General features: G+C 68.7%; 12 protein-coding genes. 8 read left to right on the top strand and 4 right to left on the bottom strand.

The features are described from left to right. Positions 1 to 24 precede the first annotated feature (24 nt). Positions 25 to 1,008 carry a methyltransferase gene (locus tag ABZX92_RS33225; protein WP_355568201.1) on the bottom strand — a complete coding sequence of 328 codons (984 nt, stop codon included), beginning with the start codon at positions 1,006 to 1,008 and terminating at the stop codon, positions 25 to 27. A gap of 206 nt (positions 1,009 to 1,214) precedes the next feature. On the opposite strand from ABZX92_RS33225, the gene ABZX92_RS33230 reads away from it, so the two are divergent. From ABZX92_RS33230 to ABZX92_RS33250, 5 genes are read left to right on the top strand one after another with little or no spacing between them, the layout of a single operon-like run. Then, positions 1,215 to 2,129 carry an ABC transporter permease gene (locus ABZX92_RS33230; RefSeq protein WP_355568204.1) on the top strand — a complete coding sequence of 305 codons (915 nt, stop codon included), beginning with the start codon at positions 1,215 to 1,217 and terminating at the stop codon, positions 2,127 to 2,129. After that, positions 2,126 to 3,121 carry an ABC transporter permease gene (locus ABZX92_RS33235; protein WP_355568207.1) on the top strand — a complete coding sequence of 332 codons (996 nt, stop codon included), beginning with the start codon at positions 2,126 to 2,128 and terminating at the stop codon, positions 3,119 to 3,121. The genes ABZX92_RS33230 and ABZX92_RS33235 overlap by 4 nt, the downstream gene beginning before the upstream one ends. Before the next feature lie 13 nt (positions 3,122 to 3,134). Next, positions 3,135 to 4,802, top strand: coding sequence for an ABC transporter substrate-binding protein (locus ABZX92_RS33240; protein ID WP_355568210.1), 1,668 nt, complete (start codon positions 3,135 to 3,137; stop codon positions 4,800 to 4,802). Next, positions 4,799 to 6,328, top strand: coding sequence for an ABC transporter ATP-binding protein (locus ABZX92_RS33245; RefSeq protein ID WP_355568213.1), 1,530 nt, complete (start codon positions 4,799 to 4,801; stop codon positions 6,326 to 6,328). The genes ABZX92_RS33240 and ABZX92_RS33245 overlap by 4 nt, the downstream gene beginning before the upstream one ends. Beyond that, positions 6,325 to 7,527, top strand: coding sequence for an FAD-binding protein (locus tag ABZX92_RS33250; RefSeq protein WP_355568216.1), 1,203 nt, complete (start codon positions 6,325 to 6,327; stop codon positions 7,525 to 7,527). The genes ABZX92_RS33245 and ABZX92_RS33250 overlap by 4 nt, the downstream gene beginning before the upstream one ends. On the opposite strand, the gene ABZX92_RS33255 is transcribed toward ABZX92_RS33250, so the two are convergent. Both ABZX92_RS33255 and ABZX92_RS33260 read right to left on the bottom strand, forming a co-directional pair. After that, complete coding sequence (locus tag ABZX92_RS33255; RefSeq protein ID WP_355568218.1) at positions 7,510 to 8,088, bottom strand: hypothetical protein; 579 nt, start codon at positions 8,086 to 8,088, stop codon at positions 7,510 to 7,512. The two genes, ABZX92_RS33250 and ABZX92_RS33255, sit on opposite strands and share 18 nt — an antisense overlap. Continuing rightward, positions 8,078 to 8,578 carry a helix-turn-helix domain-containing protein gene (locus ABZX92_RS33260; RefSeq protein ID WP_355568221.1) on the bottom strand — a complete coding sequence of 167 codons (501 nt, stop codon included), beginning with the start codon at positions 8,576 to 8,578 and terminating at the stop codon, positions 8,078 to 8,080. The genes ABZX92_RS33255 and ABZX92_RS33260 overlap by 11 nt, the downstream gene beginning before the upstream one ends. Before the next feature lie 106 nt (positions 8,579 to 8,684). Between ABZX92_RS33260 and ABZX92_RS33265 the strand changes: the two genes are divergently transcribed. Together ABZX92_RS33265 and ABZX92_RS33270 are read left to right on the top strand one after the other, a co-directional pair. After that, complete coding sequence (locus ABZX92_RS33265) at positions 8,685 to 10,820, top strand: RICIN domain-containing protein (protein ID WP_355568223.1); 2,136 nt, start codon at positions 8,685 to 8,687, stop codon at positions 10,818 to 10,820. A gap of 78 nt (positions 10,821 to 10,898) precedes the next feature. After that, positions 10,899 to 12,152 (top strand): amidase family protein, encoded by a 1,254-nt coding sequence (locus tag ABZX92_RS33270; protein ID WP_355568226.1) that lies wholly within the window; start codon positions 10,899 to 10,901, stop codon positions 12,150 to 12,152. On the opposite strand, the gene ABZX92_RS33275 is transcribed toward ABZX92_RS33270, so the two are convergent. Next, complete coding sequence (locus ABZX92_RS33275; RefSeq protein WP_355568229.1) at positions 12,127 to 12,453, bottom strand: DUF6204 family protein; 327 nt, start codon at positions 12,451 to 12,453, stop codon at positions 12,127 to 12,129. The genes ABZX92_RS33270 and ABZX92_RS33275 overlap by 26 nt on opposite strands. A 70-nt stretch (positions 12,454 to 12,523) precedes the next feature. Here ABZX92_RS33275 and ABZX92_RS33280 point away from each other — a divergent pair, with 70 nt between their 5' ends. Further along, a complete protein-coding gene (locus ABZX92_RS33280) occupies positions 12,524 to 13,165 on the top strand; it encodes a transcriptional regulator (RefSeq protein ID WP_355568231.1) in 642 nt (213 codons plus the stop codon). The last annotated feature ends 31 nt before the right edge of the window (positions 13,166 to 13,196 follow it).

Raw genomic sequence — 13,196 nt, forward strand, 5'->3', positions numbered from 1 at the left:
GTCAGTGCGGCGGCGGTCCTCACCTTAGATCGGATGTTTGCGGAATTCGAGCACCGAGTGGTCACCCGGCACTTCGGTTACCTCGTCGAGCGCCAGTCCGTGCGGTTCTGCCAGCTTCGCCAGCTCTTCGACGCTCCGTTCCCGTCCGCCGAAGTGCACCAGCATGATCAGATCCATCTCGGTAGCGACGCCCACACCTCGGATGCCTTCGATCACGATCAGCCTGGCGCTTTCCGGCATCGCTTCGGCACATCGAGCCAGGATCCGACCGGCGCTGTCGTCGTCCCAGTCGTGCAGGACGTCGAACAGCAGGTAGGCGTCACCACCGGTCGGCAACGAGTCGAAGAAGCTGCCCTGCGTCACCTCGGCCCGGTCGCCCAGGTTCCGCCGGGCCGGACCGACCTCCAGGTCGACGAGGTGGCCGCGGACGTCCGGGTGCGCGGCGAGCACGGCCGTGAGCAGATCGCCGGGCCCGCCACCGACGTCGACGATCTTCTTGAACCGAGCCCAGTCCACAGCGTCGACGAACTTCGGCACCCGCTGCCGGATCCGCCAGGTCATCTGCCGGTCGAACGCATCGCGCAGGTGCGGCTGCTCGGCCAGGTCGGTCCAGAAGTCCTGGCCGTAGCGCAGCGGATAGGCGGGCTCGCCGGTGCGCACGCTGTGGAGCAGATCGACGAAGGCCAGGTCAGCGCGCCCGGCGGCGGTGCCGTGGTGGAGGAGGTTGTGCAGGCCGGTGCCGGCGTCCGCACAGAGGTTCGCGCCGAGGCCGGTGGTGCGGTAGCCACCCTCAACACGTTCGACCACGCCGAGCGTGACCAGGTGGCCGAGCAGGAGTTCGAGGGCCCCTGGGTCAACGCCGAGCTCGGTGGCGAGGTGCGCCACCGTGTCGGGGAGGCCGGCCGAGGTCGCGTGTGCGGTGGCGGCGGGTCGATCTGCCCTCAGGCGATCAGGCAGGCCCAGGGTCACCGCGACCCTCAGCGCCATCGGTGTGACCAGGCCGGCCATCTGTCGGAGCGTTTTCACGTCGTCGTCGTGTCCCACGTGGATCCACCCTGCCACCACGCGCAACCTGATTTCGGTCCACACTGAAGCCATAGTGTTGAAGGATTCTCACTTCGTGGACGGGGCAGATCGCCGTCATCTGATCGGCTTACTGTGTCGGCGCTCGCGATCATCTCCTTGGATCGCCCCCGAAGAAGCAGGTCACGAAGTTGTCAGCTCCCGTCGCGCGGTCCGTGCCCGCCGCGATCAGATCGGTGCTCGCCCGCGACCGCTGGGCGCTCGCCGGCACCGTCACCGTCGTGGTGATCGCCCTGGTCGCGATCTTCGCGGACGTCCTCACCGCCATCGAGGGCCACGACCCGTACACCTACGACTCGACCGTGCTCGATCCCGCGACCGGCCTGCCGGCGGGATCGTTCGGCGGGGTGGGCGGGGAGCACTGGTTCGGGGTCGAGCCGCTGACCGGGCGGGACCTGTTCGCGATCGTCGTGCACGGCGCGCGGACGTCGTTCCTGATCGGGCTCGCGGCCACGGTGGTGGCGATCGGGCTCGGGGTGCTGGTCGGCGCGGCCGCGGGCTATCTCGGTGGGTGGATCGACCGGGTGATCACGTGGAGCGCCGACGTGTTCCTGGGCTTCCCGTACCTGGTGTTCATGATCGCGCTCGGCGCGGTGGTGCCCGCCGAGTTCCCGCGGGCGTTGCTGCTGATCGTGGTGATCGGGTTCTTCGGGTGGCCGACGACCGCGCGGATCGTGCGGTCGCAGGTGCTCACGCTCAAGGAGCGCAACTTCGTGAAGGCCGCCAGGACGCTCGGGGCGTCGCCGTGGCAGGTGTTCCGCACGGAGCTGCTGCCGAACCTCTGGGGCCCGGTGCTGGTGATGGCAACGTTGTCGGTGCCCGGCAAGATCGGGCTGGAGGCCGCGCTGTCGTTCCTCGGCGTCGGCGTGCTGCCGCCGACGCCCAGCTGGGGGCGGTCGATCAGCGCCGCGATCGACTGGGTCGCCGTGGATCCCGCGTTCCTGCTGTTCCCGGGCCTGGCGCTGTTCGCGGTCACCTGGGGGTTCAACGCGCTGGGCGACGGGCTGCGCGACGCCCTCGACCCGAGGTGGGGGAAGCGCCGGTGAGAACGCTCAAGTTCGCCGCCGCCCGGCTCGGTGGCACCCTGCTCGTGCTGCTCGTCGTGGCGTTCTGCACGTACATCGTCTTCTACCTGGTGCCCTCGGATCCGGCGCTGATGGCGTGCGGCAGGCCGTGCACCCCGGAGAACCTCGCGCTGGCGCGGGAGTTCATGGGCTTCGACGAGCCGTGGTGGCAGCAGTTCCTCACGTTCCTCGGCGGGATCTTCACCGGGCGCACGTTCGGGAACGGGCCGACCGCGATCCACTGCGCCGCGCCGTGCTTCGGATACTCGTTCCAGCAGAACGCGGACGTGCTGGAGCTGATCGGCGGACGGCTGCCCGTCACTGTCTCGCTCGCTCTCGGCGCCGCGGTGCTGTGGGTGGTGCTGGGCGTGGCCGTGGGTGTGTACGCCGCGCTGCACAAGGACTCCTGGTTCGACCGCGCCGCCGTGGCCGGATCGGTGATCGGGGTGTCCGCGCCGGTGTACCTGGTGGGGCTGCTCGGGATTCTCGTGCTCGGGTTCCAGCTCGACGTGGTGCCGGTCGGCAACTACACGGAGTTCTCCGAGGATCCGGTGCGGTGGGCGTGGGGCCTGGTGCTGCCCTGGTGCGTGCTGGCGTTCGCGCACGGTGCGTTCTACGTCAAGCTCACCCGCACCCAGATGCTCGAGACGATGAGCGAGGACTTCATCCGCACCGCTAGGGCCAAGGGCGTGCCCGAGCGGACCGTCGTCGGCAAACACGCGCTGCGCAACGTGTTGCTGCCCGTCGTGACGCTGACCGGCATCGAGCTCGGGTCGCTGCTGGGCGGCGCGGTGATCACCGAGCGGGTGTTCAGCCTGCCGGGCCTGGGTGGCCTGCTGATCGACGCGGTGCACTCCCGCGACCTGGCGACATTGCTGGGCTGCACTTTGTTCGCCGGTTTTCTCGTTGTCGTCGCCAACGCGGTCGTCGACCTGTCCTACGGCCTGCTCGATCCGCGAGCACGGCTCACCTGAGGGAGGAAGTCCGTTGTACCGCAAGAAGCTTCTCGCCGTCGTGCTGCTCGGGGCCCTGGGGGTCTCGGCGTGCGGGGCGAACGACCAGAAGGCCTCCGGTGACGCCGCCAAGCCGGAGAAGGGCGGCACGCTGCGCATCCTCTCGGAGTCGCGCACGATCAACTTCGACCCGGCCAAGTCGCAGAACCTCGCGATCACCCAGCTCGCCCTGGTGCACCGCAGGCTGACCGGCTGGCAGAACGCGGTCGGCCAGCCGGCGAAGGTCGTGCCCGACCTCGCCGACACCGGCAAGACCAGCGACGGTGGCAAGACCTGGACGTTCACGCTGCAGGACGGGCTGAAGTTCAGCGACGGCACGCCGATCACGTCCGCCGACGTGAAGTGGGGCGTCGAGCGCTCGTTCGCGCCTGCGTTCGGTGGCGGTCTCGGCTACCACAAGGACCTGCTCGGCGGCAGTGACTACAAGGGACCGTTCGAGGGCAAGGAGCTCGACTCCGTCAAGACCCCCGACGACAAGACCATCGTCTTCACCCTGACGCGCCCGTACGGCGACTGGCCGTGGATCGCGTCGACGCCCGCGTTCGCGCCGGTGCCGAAGGGCAAGGGCGCCGAGGCGGACTACGCCGAGCACGCCATCGCGTCCGGCCCGTACCAGATCGCGAGCTACCAGAAGGGCGTCGAGGTCAAGCTCTCCCGCAACACGCACTGGGAGCCCGCCAAGGACCAGGTGCGCGCGGGTCTGCCGGACGAGGTCGTGGTCCAGCTGGGCCAGGAGGCCTCGGTCGTCTCCCAGCGTCTCGCCGCCGACTCCGGTGACGACAAGTTCGCGTTCGGCGCGTCGTTCGTCTCCCCCGCCCAGCTCGCGCAGCTGCAGGGCAACGCCGCGGCCAAGTCCCGGCTCGTGACGTCGAAGTCCGGCGCGGTCGCGTACCTCGGGCTCAACACGCAGAAGGCGCCGCTGAACAACGTCAAGGCGCGCCAGGCGTTCCAGTACGCGGTGAACAAGGCGGCGTACCAGATCGCGTCCGCCGGTTCGGCGGCGCTCGCCGGCGACACCGCCTCGACGTTGATCACGCAGGGCATCGAGGGCCGGGAGCAGTTCGACCTCTACCCCACCAAGCCCGAGGGCGACCCGGAGAAGGCGAAGCAGCTGCTCGCCGAGGCCGGTTTCCCGAACGGCCTGGACAACCTCACCCTGGTGCTGAACAAGTCCAACAACCTCACCGACAAGGCCGAGGCGATCCAGGCGGCGCTGGCACGGGCGAACATCAAGGTCACCATCCGGTCGCTCGAGGAGGACGCGTACGAGACCGAGACCAACCTCGCGGACAACCCCTCCTACGACCTGACCCTGGCGTCGTGGCAGCCGGACTTCCCCAGCGCGAACTCGAACATCCAGCCGCTCTTCGCGTCGTCGGAGATCGGCAAGGGCGGCTACAACCTCTCGCGGTACTCGAACCCCGAGGTGGACAAGCTGATCGGCGAGGCCCAGTCCACTGTGGACCCGGTCGAGGCCGGCAAGAAGTGGGCCGCGATCGACAAGCGGATCCTGCAGGACTCCCCCGTGGTGCCGCTGATCTACACCCGCAACTCGTTCCTGCACGGCTCGAAGGTCGGCAACTTCTTCATCGCCGACTTCCCCGCCTACCCGAACTACCTGCAGCTGGGCCTCACCAAGTGAGTGACCTGCTGTCCGTCGAGAACGTCTCGGTGGAGTTCGGTTCCTCCGCGGTGGTCAGCGAGGTCTCCTTCTCGCTGGCCACCGGGGAGGTCCTCGCCGTCGTCGGCGAGTCGGGTTCCGGCAAGACCGTGACCGCGATGTCGTTGCTGGGACTGCTGCCCTCCTCGGCTTCCGTGTCGGGGAAGGCGGTGCTGGCCGGGCGGGACCTGTACTCGTTGTCCCCGGCCGAGCTGCGCGAGGTGCGCGGCAACGAGGCCGGCATGGTGTTCCAGGAACCCATGAGCGCCCTCAACCCGGTCTTCACGATCGGCAGCCAGATCGTGGAAGCCGTGCGGGTGCACCGTTCCTGCACCCGTGCCGAGGCGCGGGCACGGGCTTTGGAGCTGCTGCGGCTCGTCGGGCTGCCGGAGGAGCGGTTCAAGGCCTTCCCGCACGAGATGTCCGGCGGTCAGCTGCAACGGGTGGTGATCGCCATCGCGGTGGCGAACGAGCCGTCGCTGCTGATCGCGGACGAGCCGACCACGGCGCTGGACGTGACCGTGCAGGCCGAGATCCTCGGGCTGCTGCGGGACCTGCGCGACCGGCTCGGCGTCGCCATCCTGCTGATCACGCACGACATGGGCGTGGTCGCCGAGCTCGCGGACCGCGTCGTCGTGATGAACGCGGGCCGGGTGGTGGAGACCGGTGCGGTGCGGGACGTCTTCCAGGCGCCGCGCGAGGAGTACACGCGGACGCTGCTCGACTCGGTGGTGTCGCTGGACTCCAGGGTGCTGCCCGCGCGCCCCGCCCCGGAACCGGTGCTGCGGCTGTCGGACGTCTCGGTGTCCTATGGCGGGTTCCGCGCCGTCTCGGACGTGTCGCTGGAGATCGGGCGCGGCGAGGTGCTCGGGCTGGTCGGCGAGTCCGGCTCTGGCAAGTCGTCGATCGCCGGCGCGATCACCGGGCTGGTCCGCTACACCGGGCGGCTCACCGTGGCGGGCCAGGAGGCCTCGGCACTGCGCAGGGCCGACCGCGGCCGGATCGGGCTGGTCTTCCAGGATCCGCAGTCGTCGCTGAACCCCCGTGCCACGATCGCGAAGTCGGTCGCCCAGCCGCTGGTGCTGCACACCTCGTTGCGCGGCAAGGACCTGGCCGCGAAGGTCGACTCGTTGCTGGACGCGGTGCAACTGGCGTCGTCGTTGCGCGACCGCTACCCGCACGAGCTGTCCGGCGGTCAGCGCCAGCGGGTGGGCATCGCCAGGGCCATCGCGCTGGACCCGGACCTGCTGATCGCCGACGAGCCGACGTCCGCCCTGGACGTGACGGTGCAGGCCCGCGTGCTGGACCTGTTCCGCTCGCTGCAGCGCGACCTGCGGTTCGCGTGCCTGTTCATCAGCCACGACCTGGCCGTGGTCCAACACCTCGCCGACCGGGTCGCGGTGCTGCACGAGGGCCGGATCGTCGAGGAAGGTGCCTCGGTGTTCGCCGCGCCGCAGGACCCTTACACGCAACGATTGCTCGCCTCGGCGCTTACCGTGTCCGTATGAGGACCAACTGGGCGGGCAACGTCACGTTCACCGCGGCCGACGTCGCGACGCCGGTGACGGCCGAGGACCTGCGGGCCCTGGTCCGCGGCTCGACCGCGGTGCACGTGGCGGGCTCCGGCCACTCGTTCAGCCCGATCGCCGACACGACCGGCACCCTGGTGTCGCTGTCGGCCATGCCCCAGGTCTTCGAGGTCTCCGGCCACACCGTCCACGTGAACGCCGGCCTGACCCTGGCCGACTTGTCCGTGCTCCTGGAGTCCGCGGGCCTCGCCCTGCACACACTGCCGTCCCTCCCGCACATCACCATCGCCGGCGCGATCGCCACAGCGACCCACGGCTCCGGCGCCCGCTCACTCGCGGGCGCGGTGCGCTCGATCGAGGTCATGCGCGGCGACGGCTCGGTCGTCGAACTGACCTCGGCGGGCGCCCCGGTCTCCCTGGGCGGCCTGGGCGTGGTCACGGCCGTGACGCTCGACGTCGTCCAGTCGTTCGAAGTCGCCCAGGCCGTCTACGAGGACGTCGCCTGGACCGCCCTGCTCACCAACCTGGAACAGATCTTCGACGGCGCCTACAGCGTCAGCGCGTTCGTCGACTGGCAGGGCGGCGCGACCATCTGGGCGAAGCACCGCGTGGGCGACCCGCCGTTCACCTTCCCCGGCCACCCCGCCGACGGCCCGCGCCACCCGGTCCCCGGCCAGCCCCCTTCGCACTGCACGGTCCAGGGCGGCGTCCCCGGCCCGTGGCACGAACGACTCCCCCACTTCAAGGCCGAGTTCACCCCGTCCGTCGGCCAGGAGCTGCAGACCGAGTACTTCGTCCCCCGCACCCGCGCGGTCACGGCCCTGCGCGCACTGGCCGAGATGTCGACCGTCATCTCGCCTTTGGTCCAGGCCTGCGAGATCCGCACGATCAACGCCGAACCCCAGTGGCTCAGCCCGGCGGCCGACCGCGACAGCCTCGCCATCCACTTCACCTGGGTGCCGAACACGCCCGCCGTGCTCGCCCTGCTCCCCCGCCTGGAGGAAGCGATCGCGCCCCGCCCGCACTGGGGCAAGCTCTTCACCGTGCCGCCGATGCTGCTGGCGGCGCGCTACCCGCAGTGGGACGCGTTCAAGGCGCTGCTCAACGAGCACGACCCGAAAGGCGTGTTCCGCAACGACTTCCTGACCCGGTACTTCGGGTCAGCGGCCTCCGGCTGAGGCCTCACCCCGCTGGCGCACCGCCTCCAGCTCGGAGTCGGAGAACCCGTAGGTCGTCACCACGGTCATCTTCGGGCAGGTGACCAGCAGGCCCGGCCCCCACTCCTCGATCACGTACCCGCTCTGGTTCGCGGACTCGAAGAACGGCTTGCCGGTGACCCCGAGCGAAACCTCGGACGGCCAGAACAACGTGCGGCGAGCAGCTCCGGGGTGGTACTCGTGCGCGAACTTCAGCTGGTGCAGGAACGTGATCCAGCCTTCGGTGATGTCGTCGTAGTACTCGTCCCACTCCGGCAACGTGCCCTTGGGCGCGCGCGTCAGCACGACTCGCGTGCCTTCCGGAACCGGGCTCAACGAGAACGTGTCGTGGCCGTGCAGAGTGAGCGACCGTTCCCCGGTCTCCTCGGCGTCGGAGAAGAAGGTGCCGTCGATCTCCTGCTCCAGGCCCTCGTACTCCCAGCCGTGCCAGTGCAGGATCTTCTGCTTGTCGCGGAAGGACTGCCACACCTCGTCGACCGGCGCGGCCACCGTGATCTCGATCTTGACGCCCTCATCGCTCATCGGACACTCCTGGGTGGCCCAACGCGACCACCCGGTACGGGCGGCCTGACTCGGTGTCGTACTTCAAGGCGATCTGCCGCACCGCTTCGGCGAGGTCGCTGGTGAACTCGTGGACGTCGCCGGGCGCGCCGAAGCGGACCGTCGTCTCCACGGTGAACGTGAGCAAGCGCTTTCCCGTGTCTGCCGCCGCACCCGACATGCGCTCGACCGAGCGAGCCGTGTCCTCAGCGACCGACACCAGATGCGTTGCGGCGAACTGGTCCTGGACGTCCGCGGCGATCTCGCGGCCGGGGCGGGCGCGCAGCACGCGTTCGACGCAGCCGCGCCGTTGCCGCTCCTCGACCAGCTCGACGAGGCCGGCCTGCTCCAGCGCCCGCACGTGGTAGTTGACCCGTTGCCGCGGCAGGTCGAGAGCCGCCGCGAGCTGGGTCGCCGACGCGGGCGACTTCAGCAGCTCCAGCAGCGATCTGCGCAACGGGGAGAGCTCCACGTCTAGCACAGTCTCATTTGACAAATTCATTTGTCAATACCGGAACTCGACCGGAAACAGTTAGGTTCGTTGACGGTTGCAACAAACCACCTCCACCCTGTGACCCGTGAGAACCCCCCTGCTGGTGGCAGCGTTGGCAGCAGCGGCGATCGTTCCTGTGTGGACGGTCGCGGCCCAGGCCGACGTAGTGCCCGGAACCGCTTATCAGGTGACGAACGTCGGCAGCGGAAAGTGCGTGGAGTCGCTCGGATCGGCGAACGGCGCACAACTCCGCCAACAGAACTGCTCCGGTCAAACCTGGAAGTTCACCCCCACCTCCGACGGTTACTTCACGGTCGGCGAAGGCTCGGTGTGGGACGTCTCGAACGTGTCCGCCGAGGACAACGCCGCGATCCACATGTGGCAGAACTTCAACGCCAACAACCAGCAGTGGCGCCCCGAACTGGTCGGTACCGACACGTACCGGTTCGTCAGCCGCCACAGCAACAAGTGTCTCGACGTGCCCGGCGCCTCGACCGGTGACGTCCAGTTGGTGCAGTACACCTGCAACGGCACCAACGCGCAGAGCTTCAGGCTCAGCACCGGCACCACCCCGCCCGACCCCGGGCAGCCCGACTTCGGCCCGAACGTGCTGATCTTCGACCCGTCGATGTCCGCCAGCACGATCCAGGCGCGCCTCAACGACGTCTTCCGGCAGCAGGAACAGGGCCAGTACGACGCCCGCCGGTTCGCGATCTTCTTCAAGCCGGGCAACTACAACGTCGACGTCAACATCGGCTTCTTCACCCAGGTGCTCGGACTGGGGCTGAACCCGGACCAGGTCAACATCAACGGCCAGGTGCACGTCGAGGCCGACTGGTTCCAGGGCAACGCGACGCACAACTTCTGGCGTGGCGCGGAGAACCTGGCGATCAGGCCTCCCGGCGGCACCAACACGTGGGCGGTCTCGCAGGCCTCCGCGATGCGCCGCACGCACGTGTACGGCAACATGCAACTCGACGACAACGGCTGGTCCAGCGGCGGTTTCCTGGCGGACTCCGTGGTGACGGGCCAGGTTCGCTCGGGCAGCCAGCAGCAGTGGCTGTCGCGCAACACCGAGTGGGGCTCGTGGACCGGTGAGAACTGGAACATGGTCTTCGTCGGCGCGCGCAACGCCCCGGCCAACACGTTCCCCGAACCGCCGTACACGACCGTCGCGCAGACCCCTGTCGTGCGCGAGAAGCCGTTCCTGAACATCGACGGCAGCGGCAGGTACAGCGTGTTCGTGCCGGCGCTGCGCACCAACACCAGCGGCACCACGTGGGCGAGCGGCAACCAGCAGGGCCAGAACATCCCGCTGTCGGACTTCTTCATCGCCAAGCCGGGCACCAGCGCGGCCACGATGAACCAGCAGCTCGCGGCGGGCAAGCACCTGCTGCTCACGCCGGGCATCCACCAGGTCAGCGAGCCGATCCGCGTCACGCGTCCGGACACCGTGGTCATGGGTCTCGGCCTCGCGACCGTCATGCCCACCAACGGGAACCTGGCGCTCGACGTGGCCGATGTGGACGGTGTGAAGGTCGCCGGCCTGTTGATCGACGCGGCGCCGACGAACTCGCCGCTGCTGATGCAGTTCGGCGCGCCGGGCAGCAACGCCAACCACTCCGCCAACCCGACCTCGGTGCACGACCTGTTCGTGCGCATCGGCGGTTCGGCGGTCGGGCGGGCCACTACCTCGATGGTGGTCAACAGTCACAACGTGATCGGCGACCACCTGTGGTTGTGGCGTGGTGACCACCGCGACGGCGTCGGCTGGGACGTGAACCGGGCCGACACCGGGTTGATCGTCAACGGCAACAACGTGACGATGTACGGCCTCTTCGTCGAGCACTACCAGAAGTACCAGACCATCTGGAACGGCCAGGGCGGCCGGACGTACTTCTACCAGAACGAGATGCCGTACGAGGCACCGAACCAGGCGGCGTGGATGAACGGGTCCACGCGCGGCTACGCGGCGTACAAGGTGGCCAACAACGTCACCTCGCACGAAGCGTGGGGCCTGGGCAGCTACATCTTCGCCAACGCCAACCCGAGCGTGGTGGCGGACCGGGCGTTCGAGGTGCCGAACACGCCGGGCGTCAGGTTCCACAGCATGGTGACGATCTCGTTGGGTGGTAAGGGAACCATCGAGCACATCATCAACAACTCGGGCAACAGGGTGACGGCCGGTTCTACCGAGGCCTACCTGGCCAATTACCCGTGACGTTTCCCCAAAAAATAATGTTCCACTGAGTGGTTTCCGACTATGCATCCCCATGCTCCAGTTCGCATAGACTGGAGCATGGGGATGTTCACAGAGCAGTTGCAGCTCATCGAAACCTTGAACCCGGTCTACAACGCGTTGACCTCCGTGTTCGACGTGCCGGACGAGCAGCCGACCGGCCCGCTCGCCGGATCCGTGTTCTCGGTCAAGGCCAACATCGACGTCGCCGGCGCGGCCACCACGCACGGCCTGAAGTCGTTGACCGGCAACGTCAAGTCGTCCGACGCGCCGATCGTGGCACGGTTGCGGGCGGCCGGAGCGACACCGATCGGGCACGCGAACATGCCGACGCTCAACGCGCGCGGCTTGCACACGTACAGCGAACTGGCCGGACACACCATCAACCCGTGGAACGCCACGAAGTCACCGGGCGGTAGCTCCGGCGGTGACGCGGTCGCGGTGGCGACGGGCATGGTGCGGTTCGGGATCGGCAACGACAGCGGTGGCTCGCTGCGGCTGCCGGCGTTCCTGAACGGCGTCTGCGCGCTGAAGCCGAGCTACGGCCGCTATCCGCAGGGCGCGGCCTTCGGTCAGCCCGATCCGTCGTTCCCCACCCAGGTCATGACCGTCGAGGGCCCGCTCGCCCGCACCGTCGCCGACCTGCGGCTGGTGCACGGCCTGCTGTGCGGCGCGGATCCGTCCGACCCGCGCACCGTGCCGGTGCCGGCCACCGGCTCACCGGTCGCCAAGATCGCCGGGTTCGTGCCTGGTGACCCGGTCGTCGAGGAGGCGGTGAAACGGCTGGCGGACGCGGGCTACGAGGTCGAGGCGGTCACGCCACCGCGGGTCGAGGAGGCGTCGGAACTGGCGATGCGGATGATCGCCACGCCGATCGCGCTCCAGTTCGACCAGTACGTCGCGTTCGCCGGCGAGGACCTGGCCGTCTACGCCCGCAATCTGCTGGCGATCCGGCCCGGCCTCGACATCGGCGAGTTCCTGGCGCTCACCGGCACCCGGCTGGCCGTTCAGCGCGAGTGGGCACAGCTGCTCGACCGCTACCCGGTGCTGGTCGCGCCGGTCAGCACGACGCCGTCGTTCGAGCGGGAGGACGACCGCCACAGTCCGGAAGCGCTTGCCGCGTACTTCGAGGCGACGAAGATGTGCGAGGTCACGAGCTTCGTCGGGGTCCCGGCGGTCGCGGTGCCGACAGGGCTGCGCGACGGGCTGCCGACCGGCGTCCAGGTGATCTCCCGGATGTACCGGGAGGACCTGGCCCTGGACGCCGCGGCCGTGCTCGAAACCCCGCTCAGCCCAGCCGTTTCGGCCGGTTGATCTTCATCTCGTCCATGTCGGTGACTTTGGCGCGCAGGCCGCGGAAGTCGACGCCGAGCGCGTCGAGCGCCGTGGTCGCGCGCCGGAGTCCCGCCTCGTCCGGCTTCTCGGCAGCGGTCAGGATCACGCGGTAGCTGAAGAAGTCGAGCTTCTCGTCGAACGTCAGCGCGCCCTCCTCGCTGAACCCGGCGTCCCGCAGGAAGTCGAAGCCCGCGAGGCGCTCCCGCAACGAGGCGCGCTGGTCGTCGGTGAGGTCGGTGAAGCGTCCGCGGACGAGTACCCGGTAGGTGTGTTCAGCCACGAGGAAACATCGTGGCTGAACACCCGCCGCCCTGGCGAACGATTTCTCAAGTGCGGAAGAATCATGGTCCATGGACGCAAAAGAGCTGGTCACGCGCATCCGGAAAGAGCTGCACCCCGGTGAGCACGACAACCTCGTGGTCAAACTGATCGAAACGGGCGAAGCGCCGCGGGCCGTGATCGCGACGTTCGCGGCCGAGGAGAACCACATCGTGTCGTCGGACTGGCGAACGTTCCTCGCGCTCGCGGCCAAGGCCGAGGAGCCGAACGCGCGGGCGTTCTTCACGCTGCTCGCGGGCGGCGAGGAGCTCGTGCTGCCGATGCTGGAGCCTCTTGCCAAGGCTGCCGGCATGTCCTCCAAGGACTTCCACAGCTACGAGCCGTTCCCCGGCTGCCAGAGCTACCCCGCGTACCAGGCGTGGATGGCGATGAACGGCGAGACGACCGACGTCATCCTCGCGATCCTGGCCAACTTCACCGCGTGGGGCGGCTACTGCGCCCGCATGGCGAAGGGCCTGCGCGAGCACTACGGCTTCGACGACGAGGCGTGCGCCTTCGTCGACTTCTTCTCCCAGCCAGCCCCGCAACTCGAAGAGCAAGCGATCGCCGCCGTCCAGGCCGCACTCGACTCCGGCTGGCAACCAAAGCACGCCTGGCGCTACGGCCGCCTCCTCCAGGCCTACGAACTCCAGTTCTGGTCCACCCTCGCCTGAAAACCATGAACGGCTCTTTCGTGGACCTGGG

It is taken from the genome of Lentzea sp. NPDC006480 (assembly GCF_040611995.1).
GTDB lineage: Bacteria > Actinomycetota > Actinomycetes > Mycobacteriales > Pseudonocardiaceae > Lentzea.